The organism is Streptomyces sp. RKAG290 (assembly GCF_023701695.1).
In the GTDB taxonomy this organism is placed as follows: domain Bacteria; phylum Actinomycetota; class Actinomycetes; order Streptomycetales; family Streptomycetaceae; genus Streptomyces.
In genome coordinates, this window is sequence record NZ_JAJOZC010000001.1 from 1,733,240 (window position 1) to 1,754,742 (window position 21,503).

Annotated in this window: 13 protein-coding genes and 2 pseudogenes; 3 read left to right on the forward strand and 12 right to left on the reverse strand. The window is 70.3% G+C overall.

The window, feature by feature from the left end; genetic code table 11:
• The first annotated feature begins 102 nt into the window (after nt 1-102).
• Nucleotides 103-1,608: a carboxylesterase/lipase family protein gene (locus tag LNW71_RS07390; RefSeq protein ID WP_250967498.1), complete on the forward strand. Its 1,506-nt coding sequence runs from the start codon at nt 103-105 to the stop codon at nt 1,606-1,608.
• A gap of 317 nt (nt 1,609-1,925) precedes the next feature.
• Nucleotides 1,926-2,378, forward strand: coding sequence for an STAS domain-containing protein (locus LNW71_RS07395; RefSeq protein ID WP_250967499.1), 453 nt, complete (start codon nt 1,926-1,928; stop codon nt 2,376-2,378).
• Nucleotides 2,379-2,427: 49 nt separating this feature from the next.
• Here the strand turns inward: LNW71_RS07395 and LNW71_RS07400 are convergent, their stop codons facing one another.
• Complete coding sequence (locus LNW71_RS07400; RefSeq protein ID WP_250967500.1) at nt 2,428-2,643, reverse strand: EF-hand domain-containing protein; 216 nt, start codon at nt 2,641-2,643, stop codon at nt 2,428-2,430.
• A 141-nt stretch (nt 2,644-2,784) separates the two neighbouring features.
• Between LNW71_RS07400 and LNW71_RS07405 the strand changes: the two genes are divergently transcribed.
• Nucleotides 2,785-3,423, forward strand: a complete 639-nt coding sequence (locus LNW71_RS07405; RefSeq protein ID WP_250971925.1) for a GNAT family N-acetyltransferase — start codon at nt 2,785-2,787, stop codon at nt 3,421-3,423.
• 31 nt (nt 3,424-3,454) lie between these two features.
• Here LNW71_RS07405 and LNW71_RS07410 read toward each other — a convergent pair whose 3' ends face one another.
• The 11 genes and pseudogenes from LNW71_RS07410 to LNW71_RS36440 all read right to left on the reverse strand — a co-directional run bounded on the left by LNW71_RS07410 (nt 3,455) and on the right by LNW71_RS36440 (nt 21,453).
• Nucleotides 3,455-4,645 carry a YncE family protein gene (locus LNW71_RS07410; protein ID WP_250967501.1) on the reverse strand — a complete coding sequence of 397 codons (1,191 nt, stop codon included), beginning with the start codon at nt 4,643-4,645 and terminating at the stop codon, nt 3,455-3,457.
• The gene (locus LNW71_RS07415; RefSeq protein ID WP_250967502.1) at nt 4,645-5,439 is read right to left on the reverse strand and encodes a polysaccharide deacetylase family protein; all 795 of its coding nucleotides are present in this window, start codon (nt 5,437-5,439) and stop codon (nt 4,645-4,647) included. Before LNW71_RS07415 ends, LNW71_RS07410 begins: the two co-directional genes overlap by 1 nt.
• A 401-nt stretch (nt 5,440-5,840) precedes the next feature.
• Nucleotides 5,841-6,356, reverse strand: a complete 516-nt coding sequence (locus LNW71_RS07420) for an ATP-binding protein (protein ID WP_250967503.1) — start codon at nt 6,354-6,356, stop codon at nt 5,841-5,843.
• Between the two features lie 251 nt (nt 6,357-6,607).
• Nucleotides 6,608-7,375 (reverse strand): enoyl-CoA hydratase/isomerase family protein, encoded by a 768-nt coding sequence (locus tag LNW71_RS07425; protein WP_250967504.1) that lies wholly within the window; start codon nt 7,373-7,375, stop codon nt 6,608-6,610.
• 211 nt (nt 7,376-7,586) lie between these two features.
• Nucleotides 7,587-8,024, reverse strand: a complete 438-nt coding sequence (locus tag LNW71_RS07430) for a cold shock domain-containing protein (RefSeq protein ID WP_250967505.1) — start codon at nt 8,022-8,024, stop codon at nt 7,587-7,589.
• Nucleotides 8,025-8,334: 310 nt separating this feature from the next.
• Nucleotides 8,335-9,240, reverse strand: a complete 906-nt coding sequence (locus tag LNW71_RS07435) for a proline iminopeptidase-family hydrolase (RefSeq protein ID WP_250967506.1) — start codon at nt 9,238-9,240, stop codon at nt 8,335-8,337.
• A gap of 148 nt (nt 9,241-9,388) precedes the next feature.
• Nucleotides 9,389-11,527 (reverse strand): type I polyketide synthase, encoded by a 2,139-nt coding sequence (locus LNW71_RS07440; protein ID WP_250967507.1) that lies wholly within the window; start codon nt 11,525-11,527, stop codon nt 9,389-9,391.
• A gap of 45 nt (nt 11,528-11,572) precedes the next feature.
• A pseudogene (locus LNW71_RS36860) lies at nt 11,573-11,845 on the reverse strand (hypothetical protein); the annotation flags it as partial.
• On the reverse strand, nt 11,731-16,695 hold the full coding sequence (locus LNW71_RS36425) for a type I polyketide synthase (protein WP_374119364.1): 4,965 nt from the start codon (nt 16,693-16,695) through the stop codon (nt 11,731-11,733). The pseudogene LNW71_RS36860 and the gene LNW71_RS36425, both read right to left, overlap by 115 nt.
• A 32-nt stretch (nt 16,696-16,727) precedes the next feature.
• Nucleotides 16,728-20,659, reverse strand: a pseudogene (locus LNW71_RS36865) (type I polyketide synthase); the annotation flags it as partial.
• A gap of 8 nt (nt 20,660-20,667) precedes the next feature.
• Nucleotides 20,668-21,453: a beta-ketoacyl reductase gene (locus LNW71_RS36440; RefSeq protein WP_308294561.1), complete on the reverse strand. Its 786-nt coding sequence runs from the start codon at nt 21,451-21,453 to the stop codon at nt 20,668-20,670.
• Nucleotides 21,454-21,503 lie beyond the last annotated feature (50 nt).

The window sequence follows — 21,503 nt, forward strand, 5'->3', positions numbered from 1 at the left end:
CACCGCAGACGGGAGGTCCGGCGTCCCACGAATGGTCGGCCGCTCCCGGCCGTGATCTGCTGGTGCACACGCCCGACGACCGCGGAAGGGCCGGAACCTCTCATGACAGCCGCACCTCCCCCGATATCCGCAGCCGGATCCCCCGCGAACCGGACCGCGCCGCTCGCCGGCACGGCTCACGGCACCGTCCGCGGCAGCCACGAACAGGGCGTCGCCGTCTTCCGCGGCATCCCGTACGCCGCCGCACCGGTGGGCGCCCGCCGGTTCCGGGCGCCGGAGCCGCCGGAGCCCTGGGCGGGGGTACGGGAGGCGGTGGCCTACGGTCCGACGGCACCCAAGCGGCCCTACGCCCCGCCGCTGGACCGGCTGCTGCCGGACCCCGACGTGCCCGGCGAGAACTGCCTCAACCTCAATGTGTGGACACCGTCGCCCGCCCGGACCGGGCTGCCCGTCCTCGTCTGGATCCACGGCGGCTCGCTGCTGCACGGCTCCTCCGCGGTGCCGCTGTACGACGGGACGGCCTTCGCGCGGGACCGCGTGGTGCTCGTGTCGGTGAACTACCGGCTCGGCATCGAGGGGTTCGGGGTGTTCCCGGACGCGCCGGCCAACCGGGGGCTGCTCGACCAGCTCGCGGCGCTCGGCTGGGTGCGGGACAACATCGCGGCGTTCGGCGGCGATCCGGACCGGGTGACGGTGTGCGGCGAGTCGGCGGGCGCGATCAGCATCGGCGCGCTGCTCGCCGCACCGCGGGCCCGGGGCCTGTTCCGGCGCGCGGTGCTGCAGAGCGGGGTCCCGGCCGCGCTGTCCGTGGCGGCGGGGCGCCGCACGACCGAGCTGATCGCGAAGCGGCTCGGGGTGGCGGCGACGGCCCGCGCCCTGGCCGCCGTGGACCCGGCCGCACTGCTCACCGCACAGAGCGAAGTGACCGCAGGCGGTTCCCCGTTGACCGGCGGGAACTCCTTCCAGATCGTGGTGGACGGCGACCTGCTGCCGCGTGATCCGGCCGAGGCGCTGCTGGCCGGCGCCGCGGCCGGTGTCGATCTGCTGGTGGGTTCGAACACCGAGGAGTACCGGCTCTGGTTCGTGCCCAGCGGGCTCACCGAACGGCTCTCCCGCACGAAGCTCCGGCTGGCCCTGCTGAAGTTCAAGGTGCCCCGCGCCACGGCCCGTACGTACCGCGCGAACCGCCCGGGGGCCACCCCCGGCGAGCTGCTCGGCGCGCTCGCCACCGACCTGCTGCTGCGCGTGCCGCTGAACCGGCTGGCCGATGCCCGCGCCGGTGCCGCCGGCAGCACCCACTTCTACGAGTTCGGCTGGCAGTCCCCCGTACTGCGGCTCGGCGCCTGTCACGGGCTGGAGATCGGCTTCGTCTTCGACAACCTGGACCGGCCGGACGCGGTGGCACTCGCGGGCGAGGCCGCCCCGCAGGAGCTGGCCGACGCGATGCACGCGGCATGGGTGCGGTTCGCCGGGACCGGCGACCCGGGCTGGCCCGCGTGGGACGAGTCGCGCCCGGTGATGCGCTTCGGTCCCGGCGCGCCCGCGACGGTGCGTGCCCCGCGCGACGACGAGCTGCGCGGCTGGGCGCCGTACCGCGAACATCGCTGAGCTGGGCGGCGGCCGGGCAGCGGGGCCGATGCGGTACGGGCAGGGCGCAGCGGCCGGGTGACGCGCGGGCGGCGCGGGTGGGCGCGGCCGCGTGCGGGATCACCGCTCGCCCTCCGGCCGGTCCTGCACACGCAGACGGCCTCCCAATGTGCATGCCAATGCCGGACGTTCACCCGGACGGGGCATTAGGGAAGGCGCGAACGTTTCTGCAGCACCGCTCGGCGGGACCCTCGGGTTAGGTTCACCGACTGTCACCTCACTGACGGCCACCCAGGCGCGGGTGCCTCCGTGCATCCGGCGCTGCGAGGAGAGGCACCATGACCGAGAGGCTGTCCCCCACGGCGTCCCCCGCGCTGGTCCCGCTGCCCGAACCGTGCGGCCGGGTGTACCGCAGGGACGGCCGTACGGTGGTGGCGCTGCGCGACGAGATCGACATCGCGACCGCGACCCTCATCGCGCCTGCTCTGGACGTCGCGACGTCGGACGGTTCACCGCATGTGGTGGTCGACCTGACCGAGGTGAGCTTCCTCGACTGCTCGGGGCTGACGCTGCTGCACCGGGCCCGGCGGCGCGCCCTGGACCGGGACGGGCGGTTCTGGCTCGTCTGCGACTGCCCGAGGATCCTGCGCCTGCTGCGGGCCGGCCGGCTGCACGACCTGTTCCGCCCGGTGGCGACGCCGGACGAGGCCTTCCGCGCAGAGGGGCCCCAGGACCCGTCCGGCTCGGGAGCGGGGGCGTGCCATCGGCCCCCGGACCCCTCCGGTTCCTGAGCGGGGGCGGGTCCTCGGCCCCCGGCCCGCCGGCCGGGGGTCCCGGACGTCAGCCCTTGTTCTGCGCGGCCCAGAACTCGTCGAACGTGAGGAGACCGTCCGCGTTCGCGTCGTGGGAGTTGATCACGGCCTGCGCGATCGGCTCGCTGACGTAGGGGTCACCCAGCTGAGCCATGACGCTCTTGTACTCGGCAGCCGAGATCAGCCCGTCGCCGTCCAGGTCGAACCGCTCGAATGCCTTGCGCGCCGACTCGATGTCCGCCACTGTTCCGCCCCTTCGTATACCTATCTGACGAAGCCAGATTAACGGGCGTGACGGATGGCCTCGGCGGCGGCCGGTAGTCGATCATGGGTGGGCCCGTCCGCCGCCCGGCGGCCGGTGATCCACGACTGGGAGCAGCTCGCGATGACCGAGGCACTGGCAGCGATCCTGGCAGCCGCGGCGCACGGACGGTTCCCGCCGCCGGACGGGTCCACGACGGTGGTGGGACAGCCGAACGCGCGGGATGCCGGGGTGCTGGCGTTCACCGCGCACTCGGTGGTGTTCACGGACGAGGACCCGCGGTGGGTACGGTCCGTCCTGGCCGCCACTCCCGGCGACGCGCTCGCCGCGACGATGAACCCGCACTTCCTGGGCGCGCTGCTGGCCCGCACCGGCCGGCACATGAACACGATCGACCTGCTCACGGTCGCGTCCGCGCTGCCGGGCGCGCCCGGACTTGAGCTGCGCGAGATCCGGGACCCCGGTCACCCTCGGGTGGTGCGGGCGATGAGGTTCCGCGACGAGGTACGGGTCTGGGGCACCGCCGGCGGGGTGCTGATCCTCGGCCGCGGGGTCGCGGGGCGCTGGGAGACCGCGATCGAGGTGGCCGAGGAGGCACGCGGACAGCGGCTCGGCGAACGGCTGGCACGGGCGGCCCGGCACCTGGTGCCGGACACGGTGGTGTGGGCGCAGCAGTCGCCGGGGAACGCCCGCAGCGTGCGGACGTTCCAGGCGGCGGGCTACCGGCCGGTGGGCTCGGAGGCCCTGCTGATCGAGGGGTGAGCCGCCGGCCGTCGCGGCGGGGACCTCCTGCTCAGCGGAAGACGCCGGTGTGGCCCAGCGAGTAGCGTCCAGGCTGCGGATAGACGGCGAGGCCGTGCGGCCCGTTGCCCACCGGGATCCGGGCGAGCTGCTTGCCCGTGGAGGTGTCGATGGCGTACACCTCGGCGTTGTAACGCCCGGACAGCCACAGGACCTTGCCGTCCGCCGAGACCCCGCCCATGTCGGGGCTGCCGCCGTTCGGCAGGTGCCACTTCTTCGCCAGCTTGTTCCGCGCGAAGTCGAAGACGGAGACGGAGCCCTCACCGCGGTTGGAGATGTACATCTCCTTGGCGTCGCGGCTGACGTAGAGGCCGTGGCAGCCCTTGCCGGTGGGCAGCAGCTTCGGGGTGGTGAACTTCTTTCCGTCCAGCACCCATACGCCGTTCGCCACCATGTCCGCGATGTAGAACGTGCCGCCGTCGGGCGACAGCTTCACGTCCTGCGGCATGGCTCCCTCGAAGGGCAGCTTCTGCTGTGCCACGACCTTCATCTTCGCGGTGTCGACCTTGAGGAGGTCGCCGGAGAACTCGCAGGAGACGATGAAGTACCGGCCGTCAGCCGAGAAGTCGGCGTGGTTCACGCCCGCGCAGCCGACCGGGACGGACTTGGCCGTCTTCATGGTGTGCGCGTCACGGAAGACCAGTTCGCGGTCCATCGAGGCCATCACGACGGCGTACTTGCCGTTCGGTGTGAAGTAGAGGTTGTACGGATCGGAGACGCCGACCGTCTTCCCCGCCTTCCCGGTCGCCGGGTCGATCGCGGTGAGGCTGTCGCCGACGTCGTTGTTGACCCAGAGGGTCTTCAGGTCCCAGGACGGGACGACGTGCTGCGGCTGCCGCCCGACCGGGATGGTCTCGATGACCTTGTACGTGGCGGGGTCGATGACCGACACCGTGTCGGAGTTGGTGTTGGGCACGTACACCCGGGACGGGAAGCCCTTCACGGCCGGTGACAGCTTTCCGGCACCGTCGGCCGCGTACACGTTCGCGGGATCGAGCACCGGCGGCATCCCGGCCAGTCCGGGCGGCGCGGGCGGGGTGACGTGCTTGGGTCGGGCCGGTGGCGCGGCGGCCTCGGTCGCGGCGTCGGACCCGTCCCTGGTGGCGGGGGTGGCGCAGCCGGTGAGCACGGCGAGCAGGACGCCCCCGAGCAGGGCCGCGGTGCGCGTGGTGGAGGGAAGCATCAGGTCAACAGCTCCGTGGTCGTCACCGCACGCAGTCCGCGGCGGTCGAGTTCGGTGAGAAGGAGGGGCAGCGCGGCGACCGTGTCCGCGTAACCGAAGTGCATGCTCACCACCGATCCGTTACGGACCTCCCCGGCCACCTTGCGGGTGACGGCCGTGGCTCCGGGCGAGGTGAAGTCGAGGGAGTCCACGTCGTAGGAGAGGACGTGCGGGTAGCCCGCCCGGACGGCGAGCCGCTGGACGAGTGGGGTGGCGTACTGGGTACGGGAGGGGCGGAACCAGGTGCCGATGGAGCCGGTGAGCCGGCGCAGCCGCTGGGCGCAGCCGGTGATCTCCGCGTAGGCCTGCGCCTCGCCCATCGAGGAGATGTCGATGTGGCGCTGGGTGTGATTGCCGAGGTCGTGGCCGCCGTCGAGGATCCGGCGGGCCATCCCGGGGTGCTCGTCGAGCCAGCTGCCCACGGCGAGGACGGTGACCCTGGCCCCGGCCCGTTCGGCCTCGGCCAGCACGGACCGGGCGACGGCGGGGTCGCCCTGGCCGTGGAAGGTGAGGGCGACGCGCGCCCGGTCGCGGGGGCCGTGGTCGATCTGTCCGGGCAGGCCGGGGAAGCGGTGCGGGGCGGGCGCGACGGCGGTGGCGGCCGGCTTGGTCGGTGCCGGGTGGGTGAGGGTCTTCGCCGATGTCCCGGCGGGGTCCCGGTCCCCGCAACCGGCGGCGAGGGCCGCGGTGAGGGCAGCCCCGGCTCCTGCGCGCAGGGCGCTGCGGCGGTGCACCGGTGGGTCGGAGGCGTTCATGTGCAGAACAGTAGGGGCGAAATGTCAGGAAAATAACAATTGACCCCAGGCGCGACTTTCACAGGTCACACGGATGCGCATCACCCACTCTTGCGGCGATCGATGAATCACCCGAGGAAGTTCGTTGATGCTCATGGATTTCCAGGCGAGTGACCCAGCCCACCTATGATTCATCGAAGAAACGTACAGGTATTACACGGATTGGGCGTTTTGTGGCTTTGGCGATGGAGTCGTCCGTCTGCCATAGTCGGGGACACGACCCCCATCGACCCGGGCCAGGTCGTCACAAGCGGCCGTGAACACACCCCCCACTTTCACGGCCCCCACCCAGCAGCCCCCGCAGTGCCGCACCACGGCAGACCGGGGGCTTCTGTGGATCCGGGCCCCTGAGGGGCGGCCGTTCAGCGGTCGGAGATCCGCATCTCGAACCAGGTGGTCTTGCCGCGCGGCAGCAGATCGACGCCCCACCGGTCGGAGAGCTTGTCGACGAGGAAGAGACCCCGCCCGCTGATGTCCATCGCCTGGACGGGCATGAGACACGGCAGTCCGCGCGAGGGGTCGCGCACCTCGATCCTGATCCAGCCGCGCCTGCGTAACATCCGCAGGCCGAAGACCCTGGCGCCGGTGTGCCGTACCGCGTTGCCGACGAGTTCCGACACGAGCAGCACGGCATGTTCGGCGGTCTGCGGGGAGAGTGCCCACTGGCGCAGCACCACGCACGAGGTGAGCCGCCGCGCGGTGGCCGCGGACTCCGGACGGGAGGGCAGCCGGACCTCGTCCTCCGTCGGGTTTCCGAACAACTCCAGCGCCTTGAACGCCTGTTCGTCCTCGACGGCCGGCATCCTACGTTCCGCTGTCGCGCTGCTGCGCTGTCGCGGCTGCTCCACACCCTCCAGGCCCGCCATGGACACCATCATGGCCGCAAGGCGAGCGCTCCGGGGCCGTTCCGGTGGAATCCCTGACCCGGAATCAGCAGTTCCGCAGATGCCTGCTGGCATATGCCGTTGGCAGAATGCGGCCGCGCACACCCCTTCGGACCTGCGCGAACACCCGCCCTGGGCGGGTTTGCCCGGGCCGGTGCGGTGCTGGGCCTTAAGGTTGCCTTAAGGCCCAGCTAATCCGCCCGCACGGATGAACGCGCCCCGCTCTGTTCCCAACTGGCGTTCGGTCAGAGGAATTTGGCCTTGCCGGGCCCTTCTTCCACAAAGCTGCGCATACCGCGCTCCCGGTCCTCCGTGGCGAAGAGCCCGGCGAACCAGGTCCGCTCGATCGTGAGGCCGGTGTCGATGTCCGTCTCCAGTCCGGCGTCGACCGCTTCCTTGGCGGCCCGCAGGGCGAGGGCCGGGCCCTTCGCCAGCTTGGCCGCCCAGGCGTGCGCGTGCTCGTACACCTCGGCGGCGGGCACCACACGGTCCACCAGGCCCATGATGAGGGCCTCGTCGGCCTTCACGTGGCGGCCCGTGAAGATCAGGTCCTTGGCCTTGGCGGGGCCGACCAGGCGGGCGAGCCGCTGGGTGCCGCCCGCGCCCGGGATCAGCCCGAGCATGATCTCCGGCTGCCCCAGCTTGGCGTTGTCGCCGGCGATCCGGAAGTCCGCACAGAGGGCCAGCTCGCAGCCGCCGCCGAGCGCGTAGCCGGTGACGGCCGCGACGACGGGCTTGGGAATCCTGGCCACCGCGGTGAAGGAGTCCTGCAGGGCCTTGGACCGTACGACCATGGCCGGGTGGTCCATCGCCTGCATCTCCTTGATGTCCGCGCCCGCCGCGAACACCTTCTCGCCGCCGTAGAGCACCACGGCGCGCACGTCGTCGCGCACGGAGGCCTCTTCGGCGAGCTCGCGCAGCCGGTCCTGGGTGGCGACGTCCAGGGCGTTCATGGGCGGCCGGTCCAGCCGGATCGTGCCGACGCCGCCGCTTACTTCGAGGGTTACGGTCATGGGAGGCAGGTTAACCGGCGCTAACGCGGGGCCGGACAGGCCCGGGGCCGGTGCCGTTCGTCACAGCCGAGGGTGACGGGGCCCGCGGCGGCCGCCGGACGGCGCGAGTGCCCGCACGCATCGTGTCGCGCGTCGGCCTGCCGGACCGGCAGAGGAGGCCGCATGGCCCGGGTTCGGTACCCGGGCCATGGCGCAGGGCGGCGCTACCTGCTCAGCCCTCGACCCATCCGTGATTCTTGGCGAACTGCAGCAGCCCTTGGCGTACCTGAAGGATGTGCGTCGCGGTGAGGGCCGGCGCAGATTCCAGCAGGACTTCCGTGACGTCGCGCACGAACTCGTCCGAGTTGAGCACATCGCACAACACGTCGTCGCCGTCCACGACCTGCCTGCTCGGGGACTCGGTGCGCCCCGGGAACACGGCGGCCGGACCCTCCGTCGCCCCGCTGCCGGGGGCGAGTCGCACCGAGGACGCCTTCAGACCCCGGTCACCCTGCTCGATCTCGAACTCCACCATCAGACCGGGCCTGAGGGCGGCCTCGGGAATCCGAAGGTCGTTCACGTGCAGGAAGACGTCCTCGCCGCCATGGTCGGGGGTGATGAACCCGTAACCCTTCGCGCTGTCGAACCGCACCACTCGACCGACGACCATGTGAACCACCCTCTCAACGAGTCCCGGACCCGTGCCCGGGACATACCCCTGCGCCGCGGCAGGCGGCCCGGACTTCGTACACCCACTCCGGACACGCCTCGCGACCACCTGACCACCACCGGCCCAGCCGTCATCGCCACAGGCGTGACACCTGGGCCTGCGCACCGGTGGCTCGGCATGTCGGCAGCACTCTATGCAACCCGCGCGGCGCAGGCCCGCTGTCCCACGAACCGCTCGGCCACCGGCCCCGAGGAGCTGCCCACCGCCGGGGCCGGACACCCCGGCTTCTCCCGCCTCTCCGCGTCGGGAGTCAGCGGGGGTCCACCTCCTGGAGGAACGACCGCATGACCTCACGGAAGCGGTCCGGTTCCTCCAGGTGCGGCAGGTGGCTGGACTCCTCGAAGATCTCCCAGCGTGCTCCGGGAATCAGGTCCTGGAACGGCTGCACCGTCGCGGGGGTGGCTTCGTCATGGCGCCCGGAGATCAGCAGGGTGGGCACGTCGACGTCGGGGCAGAGGTCGGTGACCGACCAGTCCCGCAGGGTGCCGTTCACATGGAACTCGCTCGGGCCGTTCATCGCGTAGTAGACCGTGGGGTCGTTGTACACCTCGTAGAACGACGCCAAGTAGTCGCGGGGCCAGGGCGTGAGGCGGCAGACGTGGCGCTCGTAGAAGGTGCGCATGGCCGCGTGGTACTCGTCCGTCTCGGTGGTCCCCGCTGCCTCGTGCCGGAGCAGTGTGTCGTTGACGCCCGGCGGCAGTCCGTCCCGGAGGATCTTGGCCTCCTGGAGCCAGAGCGGGTAGGAGGCGGGCGAGTTGGCGATGACGAGGCCGCGCAGGCCAGCCGGGCGTGCCGCGGCGTGGTGGGTGATGAGCATGCCGCCCCAGGACTGGCCGAACAGCACGTAGTTGTCCGCGATCCCGAGACCCGTGAGCAGGTTGTCGAGTTCGGCGGCGAACAGGTCCACCGTCCAGAAGTCCGCTCCCCGGTCGGGCAGATGGGTCGAACCGCCGTTCCCGATCTGGTCGTAGTGCACGACGGACCAGCCGTCCTCGGCCAGGTCGGAGAGGTTCTGCAGGTAGTCGTGGGTGGATCCCGGACCGCCGTGCACGACGACGAGAGTGGGCCGGTCGGAGCGGAGGTCGCCCGTCACCCGGTACCACGTCTCGTGCTCGCCGAACGGCAGGGTCCCCTTCGCGCTGGGTGCCACGGTCACGTCTCTTCGCCTCGCTTCGCGTCGCTCACGCTGTTTTCGGATGGGAGCTGTGGGTCTTGCGCTCTGTCGCCGCGGCCCGTCCCGGCGATCGGGTCCGGCCCCTGTGGTGCTGCGGCTCGGCCGGCCCGTCGGGGCCGGACGCCTTCGGTCATTCGGTCGCTACGGCGTCGGCCGCCGTCTCGTTCGAGGCCAGCCACTCGTCGATGACGTGCGCGGTCTCCTCGGCACGGTCCTCGACGAGGGTGAAGTGGTTGGCGCGCACGGTCCGCAGGCTGTGGGTGGGCTCCCAGGGCTCTGCACGGCCACTGACCAGGTCGGGGGACGCGTCGTCCCCGTCCGGCACGAACGACTGGGTGCACTGGACGAAGAGCACGGGGGCCTCGACCGGGGTGAGGGGGAGCTGCGGGACCAGTTCGACCCAGCGGCCCATCGCGGAGAGCCTGCTGCTGTCGAACCGGCCGAACACCGCTTCCTTGTCGAACATGCCGAGTGCGAGGCCGTCGAGGGGGACGCCGTCACTCCCGCCGTCGTGGACCTTGAACGTGTCCAGCAGGATGACGCCCGCCGGGCGCACCCCGCACTCCCGTTCCAGGTATCCGGCGGTGGCGTAGGCGAGGGTGCCTCCGGACGAGTACCCGAGCAGGAAGAACGGTTTCCCGTCCGCCGTGTCCAGCACGCTCTTGGCGAGTGCCTGGACGGCCGCGGTGGACGAGGTGGGCAGGCTCTCGCCCGCGTGGAATCCGGGGACGGGCAGCGCGGAGATCTTGTGCCTGCCTCCGAAGTGGGACACCAGACGCGCGTGCTGGTGGACACCGCCCGTGGCCATCGGTGTGCTGAGGCAGATGAGATGCGGCCCCTCGGCGGCGTCCGCGAGACGGACCGCCGCGGGCAGCCGGTCGATCTCGTCCACCGAGCCGAAGCCGGGCCGGACGTCGGCGGCCGCCTGGAGGAGCGCGAACCCCTTGTCCGCGCGGCCCGAGACGACGGCGGAATGGAACAGGTCGCGGAGCGTCTCGGGCTCCCGGCCGGCCGAGGCTCCCCCGGCCCCGCCGGGTACGCCTCCGCTCTCCGTCCCGCGGGGCCCCTCGGGCGCCGCCGCTGCGGAGGACCTCGCCGCGTCGGCGTCGTCGGCCGGGACGGGGCCTGCCGCCAGGAGTTCCGTATGAAGCAGCCGGGCGAGCTCCGCCGGGCTCTTGCTGTCGAAGACCACCATCGGAGGAAGGCGCAGTCCGGTGTCCTTCATCAGCGTGTTACGGAGTTCCATCGCGCTCAGCGAGTCGAATCCGGTCTCCAGGAAGTCCCGTTCCGCGTCGAGGGCGTCCGCGCTGCTGTGGCCGAGAAGCGCGGCCGCGCGCTCCATGACGAGCGTCCTGAGGAGTGCCTCCTGCCCGGCCTGATCGGCCTGCGCGAATCGCTGCCGCAGAGACGTCGCATCCGTCCTGCTCCCGGCACTGCGCCGCCTGGTGGCGGTGGGGGCGAGGTCGCGCAGGAGTGCGGGGATGGTGTCGGTACGGGTACGGAGTGCGGCCACATCGATCGGCAACGGGACCAGAGCGGCCCGGCCGGAAGCCAGCCCCGCATCGAACAACGCCAGACCCTGCGCCGGCTCCAACGCCGGCAAACCCTGACGCCTCATCCGCTCAAGATCAGCCTCACCCAACCACTCCCCCATCCCCGCACCAGCCCACAACCCGTAGGCGAGAGACGTGGCCGGCAGACCTTCCGACCGGCGCTGCACGGCCAGCGCGTCCAGGAACACATTCGCCGCCGCATAATTCGCCTGCCCCGCCGCCAGGACCGAACCACCCGCCGACGAGAACAACACGAAGAACGCCAACTCACGCCCACGCGTCAACTCATGCAAATACCACGCACCATCCGCCTTCGCACCCAACACCCGATCCAACCGGGCCCCATCCATCGACCCCACCAAACCGTTGTCCCCGGCGCCAGCCGCATGCACCACACCCACCAGATCCGCACCCACACCCTCCACCAGACCGGCCACCGCGTCACGGTCGGACATGTCACACGCCACCACCGACGCCTCGGCGCCCAACTCCGCCAGTTCAGTGAGTAGTTCATCAACGCCGGGGGCTCCCAGGCCGCGACGGCCCGCCAGCACCAGACGCCGCACCCCATGCGTCTCCACCAGATGCCGGGCCACCAGGCCACCCAAACCGCCCGTACCACCCGTCACCAATACGACACCCTCGCCCACACCAGCCGGCAGCGCCTGCGCCTTCGTGTCACCCGCGGGCACCTCCACGAGACGCGGAACCAGCACTTCACCTCCACGCACCGCGACCTCAGGCTCACCCGAAGCCAGCACCACACCCGCAACATCCCCGAACACACCACCCGCAGGATCCACATCCACCAGCACGAACCGCCCCGGATTCTCCGCCTGAGCCGCCCGCACCAAACCCCACACCGGCGCCACACACACATCCACACCCGTGTCCGTGCCCACCGACACACCACCCCGGGTCACCACCACGAGTGGGCCGTCCCCAGCCTTCTCATCAGCCAGCCACCCCTGCACCGCCTCAAGCACCCCACCCAACACCGACCGCACACCCACCACCGGATCCACACCCACCACCGGCACCTCAAACACCACCGGCTCCACCACACCAGCACCCTCAACCGCCCCAACCCCGGCCGCCACCAAAGGCCGCCACACCACCTCATGCAACCCACCACCCCACCCGACCCAGCCAACTGCTCCACCGACACCGGACGCAGTGTCAGTCCGTCAACCGACAGGACCGGTGCTCCGGCGGCGTCAGCCATCGCCAGGGACACGGTGTCGACGCCGGACCCTGTGAGGCGTACGCGCAGCGCGGTCGGACCGGACGCGAAGAGGCGGACGCCCTCCCAGAAGAAGGGAAGCGCGGGACGGTCGTCACCCGCCGAACCGGATTCGAGCTCGGCCGCTCGGAGTCCGAGGGCATGCATGGTGGAGTCGAGAAGCGCGGGGTGCAGCCCGAACCGCTTGGCATCCGCGTGTGCGGAGTCGTCAAGTTCGACCTCGGCGAAGATGTCCTCTCCGACGGTCCAGGCCGCCTTGAGCCCCTGGAACACCGGCCCGTAACCGTAGCCACGCTCGAACAGGAGGTCGTACATGTCGGCGACCTCCACCCGGGTCGCGCCGGGCGGGGGCCATTCGGTGAGGTCGAACGCCGGCACCGACCCGCCCGAACCACCACCCAGCACACCATCCGCATGCAACATCCACCCCGCACCCGCCCCAGCACTCTCCCGACGCGAATGCACCCGCACCGAACGACCACCCACCTCATCCGGACCACCCACCACCACCTGCAACGCCACCCCACCACGCTCCGGAAGCACCAACGGCGCCCGCAACGTCAACTCCTCCACCACCCCACAACCCACCTCATCCCCAGCCCGCACCACCAACTCCACAAAAGCCGCACCCGGCAACAACACCGACCCCAACACCACATGATCCGCCAACCACCCCATCCCCTCCACCGACAACCGACCCGTCAACACCACACCACCCGAATCCGGCAACGCCACCGCAGCCCCCAACACCGGATGATCAACCACCACCTGACCCAAACCACCCGCATCACCACCACCCACACACTCCAACCAAAAACGCTCACGCTGAAACGCATACGTCGGCAGATCAACGCGACGCGCACCCGAACCCTCGAAGAACCGGGCCCATTCCACCGGAACACCGCCCACGTGCAACTGACCCAGCGCCGTCACGGCCGTGGCCACCTCGGGACGGCCCTTGCGCACCAACGGCACGAAGAGAGCTGACTCCGAGCGTGCGGACTGCTGCGCCATTCCGCTCAGGACACCATCGGGGCCGAGCTCGACGTAGGAGGTGACGCCCTGGTCCTCCAGGAAGCGGACCGCGTCCGCGAACCGCACCGCTTCCCGGACATGCCGCACCCAGTACGACGGCGTCGCGACCTCCTGCGACACCTCACCCGTCACGTTCGACACCACCGGAATCGACGGGGCACCGAACGACAAGCCGGCCACCACCGCCCCGAACTCCGCCAACATCGGTTCCATCAAAGGCGAATGGAAGGCGTGCGACACCCGCAGCGTGCTCGTCCGACGGCCTTGGTCCACGAACGTCGCAACCAGCTCGGCAACCGCCCGCTCCGTACCCGAGACAACCACCGCACGCGGACCGTTCACAGCAGCCACGGCGACGCCGTCATTCAGCAGCGGAAGCACCTCGGCCTCCGTCGCCTCGACCGCCACCATCGAGCCACCAGCCGGCAACGCCTGCATCAACCGACCACGCGCCACGACCAGTTCAGCGGCGTCCGCCAGGGGCAGCACGCCTGCCACGTGCGCGGCCGCGATCTCACCGACCGAGTGACCCACCAGGAAGTCCGGACGCACGCCCCACGACTCCGCCAGCCGGAACAACGCCGTCTCCACCGCGAACAACCCCGCCTGAGCGAACATCGTCCCGTTCAACAGGTCAGCGTCCTCGCCCCAGACCACGGCACGCAGTGAACGCCCCAACCGGGCGTCCAGCTCGCCGACCACCGCATCGAACGCCTCCGCGAACACCGGAAACGCCTCGTACAACTCCCGGCCCATCCCCAACCGCTGCGCACCCTGCCCCGTGAACAGGAACGCCATGGCACCCGTCGGCCGCACGGAGCCCCGCACCACCGACGGCGACGGCTCGCCATCGACCAGCGCGGTCAGGCCCCGTATCAGCTCCTCACGATCCGCCGCCGCGACCACCGCACGATGCTCCAGCACCGCACGCGACACCAACGACGAGAAACCCAGATCCAGCAGCGAAGAGGAAGCCCCTATCTGCTCCAGCAACTTCCCGGCCTGCGCCGACAGCCCGGCCTCACTCCGCGCGGACAACACCACCGGAACCACCGGCAGCTCAGCGACGGTCACCGCCTCCGGCTCCTCCAGCACCGGAGCCTGCTCCACGATCACATGCACGTTCGTCCCACTCAGCCCGAACGACGACACACCCACACGCCTCGGCCGATCCCGCTCCGGCCACACCCGCGACTCCGTCAACAACTCCACCGCACCCGCAGCCCAATCCACCTGCGGCGTCGGCACATCCACATGCAACGTCCTCGGCAACACACCATGCCGAATCGCCTGCACCGCCTTGATCACACCACCCACACCCGCAGCAGCCTGCGCATGCCCCAGGTTCGACTTCAACGACCCCAGCCACAACGGATCACCCTCAGGGCGCCCCTGCCCATACGTCGCCAGCAACGCCTGCGCCTCGATCGGGTCACCCAACCGGGTCCCCGTCCCATGCGCCTCCACCAGATCCACATCGGCGGACGACAGCCCGGCACTCTCCAACGCCGCACGGATCACCCGCTGCTGCGACGGACCATTCGGCGCCGTCATGCCATTACTCGCCCCGTCCTGGTTGACGGCGCTGCCCCGCACCACGGCCAGGACTTCGTGCCCGAGCCGCCGGGCGTCCGACAGCCGCTCGACCAGCAGCACACCGACACCCTCGGACCACGCGGCACCGTCCGCGGCACCCGCGAACGACTTGCACCGGCCGTCCTTCGCCAACCCGCGCTGACGGCTGAACTCCACGAACATGTCCGGGGTGGACATCACGGCCACACCGCCTGCCAGCGCCATCGAGCACTCGCCCGAACGCAGCGCCTGAGCCGCCAGATGCAGCGCCACCAGTGACGACGAGCACGCCGTATCGACCGTCAGAGAAGGCCCTTCAAGGCCCAGCGTGTAGGAGATGCGACCGGACACCAGGCTGCCGCCCATGGTCGCGGCGGCCTCCGTTCCCTGGCCGTAGTCGTGGTACATGAGGCCCGCGAAGACGCCGGTCCGGGTGCCCTTCAGGGAGCGGGGATCGATCGCCGCGCGTTCCAGGACCTCCCATGACGCCTCCAGCAGCAGCCGCTGCTGCGGGTCCATGATCAGGGCCTCGTTCGGGCTGATACCGAAGAACGCCGGGTCGAAGTCGCCGGCCTCGTAGAGGAAGCCTCCCTCGTTCGCGTAGGTCTTGCCCGGCACACCCGGCTCGGGGTCGTACACACCCTCGACGTCCCAGCCCCGGTCGCGCGGGAAGCCCGAAACCGCGTCGCGGCCTTCGGCGACCAGGTCCCACAGGTCGTCGGGCGAGGTCACTCCGCCCGGGTAGCGGCACGCCATGCCCACGATGACGATCGGCTCGTCGTCCAGTTCGCGGGCGGCGGGACTGCTGCTCGGCTGCTCGGCCTCCCGCGCCCCGCTTCCGTCGAGCTCGCCGTCGATGTACCCCGCCACGGCCCGTGAGGTCGGGTAGTCGAAGACCAGCGTCGCGGGGAGCCGGAGCGCGGTCGTCAGGTTCAGTTCGTTACGGAGTTCCACCGCGCTGAGCGAGTCGAAGCCGAGCTCCTGGAAGGGCCGATCCGCCTCGATGGCATGGGCCGACGCATGGCCCAGCACCTTGGCCACGCGGCCGCGGACCATGTCGAGCAGCTTGCGGGACCGCTCGTCGTCCGCGAGCCCCGCCAGACTGCGCAGCAGCTCCTGCCCGTCACCGGCTCCGGCCACCGCACGCACAGCGGGTCGCCTGCTGGTGGGGGCGAGGTCGCGCAGGAGTGCGGGGATGGTGTCGGTACGGGTACGGAGTGCGGCCACATCGATCGGCAACGGGACCAGAGCGGCCCGGCCGGAAGCCAGCCCCGCATCGAACAACGCCAGACCCTGCGCCGGCTCCAACGCCGGCAAACCCTGACGCCTCATCCGCTCAAGATCAGCCTCACCCAACCACTCCCCCATCCCCGCACCAGCCCACAACCCGTACGCCAGAGACGTGGCCGGCAGACCTTCCGCGCGGCGCTGCACGGCCAGCGCGTCCAGGAACACATTCGCCGCCGCATAATTCGCCTGCCCCGCCGCCAGGACCGAACCACCCGCCGACGAGAACAACACGAAGAACGCCAACTCACGCCCACGCGTCAACTCATGCAAATACCACGCACCATCCGCCTTCGCACCCAACACCCGATCCAACCGGGCCCCATCCATCGACCCCACCAGACCGTTGTCACCCGCGCCCGCCGCATGCACCACACCCACCAGATCCGCACCCACACCCTCGACCAGACCGGCCACCGCGTCACGGTCGGACATGTCACACGCCACCACCGACACCTCGGCACCCAACTCAGCGAGCTCGGCCAGCAGTTCCTCGACCCCGGGAGCCTCCAGGCCGCGACGGCCCGCCAGCACCAGACGCCGCACCCCATGCGTCTCCACCAGATGCCGGGCCACCAGACCACCCAGACCACCGGTACCACCCGTCACCAGCACCACACCGTCACCCACAACGGCCGGCAGCGCCTGCGCCTTCGTGTCACCAGCGGGCACCTCCACCAGACGCGGAACCAGCACCTCACCCCCACGCACCGCAACCTCAGGCTCACCCGAAGCCAGCACCACACCCGCAACATCCCGAACACACCACCCGCAGGATCCACATCCACCAGCACGAACCGCCCCGGATTCTCCGCCTGAGCCGCCCGCACCAAACCCCACACCGGCGCCACACACACATCCACACCCGTGTCCGTGCCCACCGACACACCACCCCGGGTCACCACCACCAACGGACCGTCCCCAGCCCTCTCATCAGCCAGCCACCCCTGCACCACCTCAAGCACCCCACCCAACACCGACCGCACACCCACCACCGGATCCACACCCACCACCGGCACCTCAAACACCACCGGCACCTCAAACACCACCGGCTCCACCACACCGGCACCCTCACCAACCCCAACCCCGGCCGCCGCCAAAGGCCGCCACACCACCTCATGCAACCCACCACCCCCACCCGACCCAGCCAACTGCTCCACCGACACCGGACGGGAGACCAACGCCCCGACGCTGAGAACCGGCCGGCCTGCCCCGTCGGCCACCAGGACCGACACGCTGTCCTGCCCGGCCGGCGCGATCCGTACGCGAAGAGCCGATGCCCCCGCCGCGTGAAGAGCCACGTTGGTCCAGGCAAAAGGCAGCACGGTCGACTCGTCGGTACCCGAACCGTCATCGATGAGCGCCACGTGCATGGCGGCGTCGAGCAGAGCGGGGTGCAAGCCGAAGCGACGGGCGTCGTCGTGCGCCGAGTCCGGCAGTGCGACCTCCGCGTACAGCTCCTCGCCTGAGGTCCAGGCGGCCTTGAGCCCCTGGAACACCGGCCCGTAGCCGTAGCCGCGCTCAGAGAGGAGGCCGTAGGCGCCCTCGACGCTGATCGCCGTAGCGCTCTTCGGCGGCCACTCGGACAGGTCCGCGACCGGCGTCTCCGCGCCCGTGGCGAGGATGCCTTCCGCGTGACGGGTCCACGGTCCGTACCCGGCGCCGCCGCCGTCGCCTCGTGAGTACACGCCGACCGAACGTCGCCCCGTCGGATCGGCTGCGCCGATCGCCACCTGAATCGCGACGCCGCCCTGCTCGGGAATCACGAGTGGCGCCTGCAACGTCAGCTCTTCCAGGAGGTCGCATCCGACCTCGTCGCCTGCTCTGACCGCCAGCTCGACGAAGGCTGTGCCGGGCAGCAGCACGCTCCCCAGCACGCCGTGATCGGCGATCCAGGCCTGGGTGGCAAGAGAGAGCCTTCCGGTGAGCACCATCTCGTCGGCTTCCGCCAGAGCGATGGAGGCACCGAGGAGCGGGTGATCAGTGATGCCCAGGCCGAGCGAGCCGGCGTCGAGTCCGCCGAGTTCCGCTTCCATCCAGTACCGCTCGCGCTGGAAGGCGTACGTCGGCAGCTCGACGCGGCGCGCACCAGAGCCCTCGAAGAACCTGGCCCAGTCCACCGCGACGCCGCCCACGTGCAACTGACCCAGCGCCGTGACGGCCGTGGCCACCTCGGGACGCCCCTTACGCACCAACGGCACGAAGACCGTCGCCGACTCCGGGTCCACCGACTGCTGCGCCATCCCGCTCAGCACACCGTCCGGACCCACCTCCACGAACGACGTCACACCCCGCGACACCACGAACGAGACCGCGTCCGCGAACCGCACCGCTTCCCGCACATGCCGCACCCAGTACTCCGGCGTGCCCCAACCCTCCGACAGGTCCCGGACACACCCGACACCACTGGGATCGACGGGGCACCGAACTCCAGCCCGGCCACCACCGCCCCGAACTCCGCCAACATCGGCTCCATCAAAGGCGAATGGAAGGCGTGCGACACCCGCAGCGTGCTCGTCCGACGGCCTTGGTCCTCGAACGTCGCAACCAGCTCGCGAACCGCGGACTCCTTGCCCGAGACGACCACGGAACGCGGACCGTTGAGCGCCGCAATGCCCACCTCGCCACTCAGCAGCGGAAGCACCTCAGCCTCCGTCGCCTCCACCGCCACCATCGATCCACCGACGGGAAGCGCCTGCATCAACCGGCCACGCGCCACGACCAGTTCAGCAGCATCCGCCAGAGAAAGCACGCCTGCCACGTGCGCGGCCGCGATCTCGCCGACCGAGTGACCCACCAGGAAGTCCGGACGCATGCCCCACGACTCCGCCAGCCGGAACAACGCCGTCTCCACCGCGAACAACCCCGCCTGAGCGAACATCGTCCCGTTCAACAGACCGGCGTCCTCACCCCAGACCACGTCACGCAACGAACGCCCCAACCGGGCATCCAACTCCACGAGCACCGCATCGAACGCCGCCGCGAACACCGGAAACGCCTCATACAGCTCACGGCCCATGCCGAGTCGCTGCGCACCCTGACCCGTGAACAGGAACGCGACCTTGCCCGTCGGCCGCACCGACCCGCGCACCACCGACGCCGCGACACCACCCTCCGCCAGCGCCGTCAGACCCCGCACCAACTCCTCACGGTCCGCCGCCGCGACCACCGCACGATGCTCCAGCGCCGCACGCGACACCACCGACGAAAAACCCACATCCAGCAGAGAGGGAGAGTTGGACTCTCCCAGCCGGGCCAGCAACTTCCCGGCCTGCGCCGACAGCCCCGCCTCGCTCCGCGCCGACAGCACCACCGGAACCACCGGCAGCTCAGCGACGGCGTCCACCTCCGGCTCCTCCACCACCGGAGCCTGCTCCACGATCACATGCGCGTTCGTCCCGCTCAGCCCGAACGAGGACACACCCACCCGACGCGGCCGATCCCGCTCCGGCCACGCACGCGACTCCGTCAACAACTCCACCGCACCCGCAGCCCAATCCACCTGCGGCGTCGGCACATCCACATGCAACGTCCTCGGCAACACACCATGCCGAATCGCCTGCACCGCCTTGATCACACCACCCACACCCGCAGCAGCCTGGGCGTGACCCAGGTTCGACTTCAACGAGCCCAGCCACAAGGGATCGTTCTCCGCCCGGCCCTGCCCATACGTCGCCAGCAGCGCCTGCGCCTCGATCGGGTCACCCAACCGCGTCCCCGTCCCATGCGCCTCCACCAGATCCACCTGATCCGACGAAATCTGCGCATCAGCCAACGCCGCACGAATCACCCGCTGCTGCGACGGACCATTCGGAGCCGTCAGCCCATTACTCGCCCCGTCCTGATTCACCGCGCTGCCCCGCAGCACGGCCAGCACCGGGTGGCCGTTGCTGCGAGCGTCGGAGAGCTTCTCCAGGAGCAGGACGCCGGCCCCCTCCGACCAGCTCGTGCCGTCGGTGGACCCAGCGAAGGACTTGCAGCGGCCGTCCTTGGACAGGCCGCCTTGCCGGCTGAACTCGACGAAGACCTCAGGCGTCGACATGACCGCCACGCCGCCTGCCAGCGCCATCGAGCACTCGCCGGAACGCAGCGCCTGAGCCGCCAGGTGCAATGCGACCAGCGACGACGAGCACGCCGTGTCCAGCGTCATCGACGGCCCCTCGAAGCCGAAGACGTACGAGACACGGCCCGACGCGATGGAACCCGTAGCGCTGTTGTGGACGTAGTCGTGGTACATCATCCCCGCGAAGACGCCGGTCTTGCTGCCCTTCAATGTGGCGGGGTCGATTCCGGCCCGCTCGAACGCCTCCCACGAGCATTCCAGCAGCAGCCGCTGCTGCGGGTCCATGATCAGGGCCTCGTTCGGACTGATGCCGAACGGAACCGGGTCGAACGTGTCCGCGGAGTGGAGGAATCCGCCCTTGTTGACGTAACTGGTGTTCTGTCGTTCGCCGTCCGGATCATAAAGAGAACCGAGGTTCCAGCCGCGGTTCTCCGGGAACTCGGAAATGGCGTCCATGCCGTCGTCCACCAGCTGCCACAGAGCCTCCGGTGATTCGACACCGCCGGGAAAACGGCAGCTCATCGCGACGATGGCGATGGGTTCGCGGGCCGCGGACGACAGTTTCCTGTTGTGGGCCCGCAGACGGTCGTTCTCCTTGAGCGACGCCCGCAGCGCGGCGACCAGTTTCTCGTCAGAATTACTCATCGGGGCACTCACATTCCCTGCGTCGCGTCGTCAAGGCCGGAACCGTCGAGCGCCATGCTGATCAGGCTCTCGGCATCCATCGAGTCGATGGATTCGGGCGAAGGATCATCCATGCCCACTGTCGGATTGACCGGCTCGTCATGAGCGCCGGCGAGTTCGAAGAGGACTTCCATCAGTCCCGCGTCCCTGAGCCGGCTCAGCGGAATTCCCTGCAGAATGCGTCGGACCCGCTCCTCCCCCACCGCCTCTTCGTCCGTGGGGGAATCGGGACGCAGTTCGTCCGCGAGGTACTGGGCGAGCGCGCGCGAGTTCGGATAGTCGAAGACCAGCGTGGCCGGTGGGCGCAGCCCTGTGGCCTGGGCCAGGCCGTTACGGAACTCCACCGCCGCCAGCGAGTCGAACCCGAGCTCCTTGAACGCCCGGTCCGGCTCGATGGCCGAGGGGCCCGCGTACCCGAGAATGGCGGCCGCGTGGGCGCGTACGAGGTCGAGCACCTGTTCCGCGCGCTCGTTGTCGGTCAGGGCGGTCATCCGCCGGCGGAACGCCGCAGCGCCGGATGCCGACGCGTCGGTGGTTCTGTGGGCACCCTGCCGTACCAGTCCTCGGAAGAGGTCGGGCAGGTCGTCCGGCTCCGGGGCCCCCGGTCCGGTGAGATCGACGCGCATGGTGACGAGTGCGGCCCTGCCGGAGGTCTCGGCCGCGTCGAAGAGGGCGGTCCCTTCCTCGCCCGACAGGGTGTCGATGCCGGTCCGGAGCATCCGCTGGGCGTCGGCGCTCTGCAGGCTGTCCGCCATGCCGCCGTCCGCCCAGGGCCCCCAGGCGAGGGACTGGGCGGGGAGCCCTT

Bases quoted from the DNA above. Each gene is read 5' to 3' on its own strand.
- LNW71_RS07410 (WP_250967501.1), bottom strand. From the start codon at position 4,645: ATGCTTCCCTCCACCACGCGCACCGCGGCCCTGCTCGGGGGCGTCCTG.
- LNW71_RS07430 (WP_250967505.1), bottom strand. From the start codon at position 8,024: ATGGTCGTCGGTCGAGTGGTGCGGTTCGACAGCGCGAAGGGTTACGGG.
- LNW71_RS07420 (WP_250967503.1), bottom strand. From the start codon at position 6,356: ATGATGGTGTCCATGGCGGGCCTGGAGGGTGTGGAGCAGCCGCGACAG.
- LNW71_RS07415 (WP_250967502.1), bottom strand. From the start codon at position 5,439: ATGAACGCCTCCGACCCACCGGTGCACCGCCGCAGCGCCCTGCGCGCA.
- LNW71_RS07395 (WP_250967499.1), top strand. From the start codon at position 1,926: ATGACCGAGAGGCTGTCCCCCACGGCGTCCCCCGCGCTGGTCCCGCTG.
- LNW71_RS07390 (WP_250967498.1), top strand. From the start codon at position 103: ATGACAGCCGCACCTCCCCCGATATCCGCAGCCGGATCCCCCGCGAAC.
- LNW71_RS07425 (WP_250967504.1), bottom strand. From the start codon at position 7,375: ATGACCGTAACCCTCGAAGTAAGCGGCGGCGTCGGCACGATCCGGCTG.
- LNW71_RS36440 (WP_308294561.1), bottom strand. From the start codon at position 21,453: ATGGCGGACAGCCTGCAGAGCGCCGACGCCCAGCGGATGCTCCGGACC.
- LNW71_RS07405 (WP_250971925.1), top strand. From the start codon at position 2,785: ATGACCGAGGCACTGGCAGCGATCCTGGCAGCCGCGGCGCACGGACGG.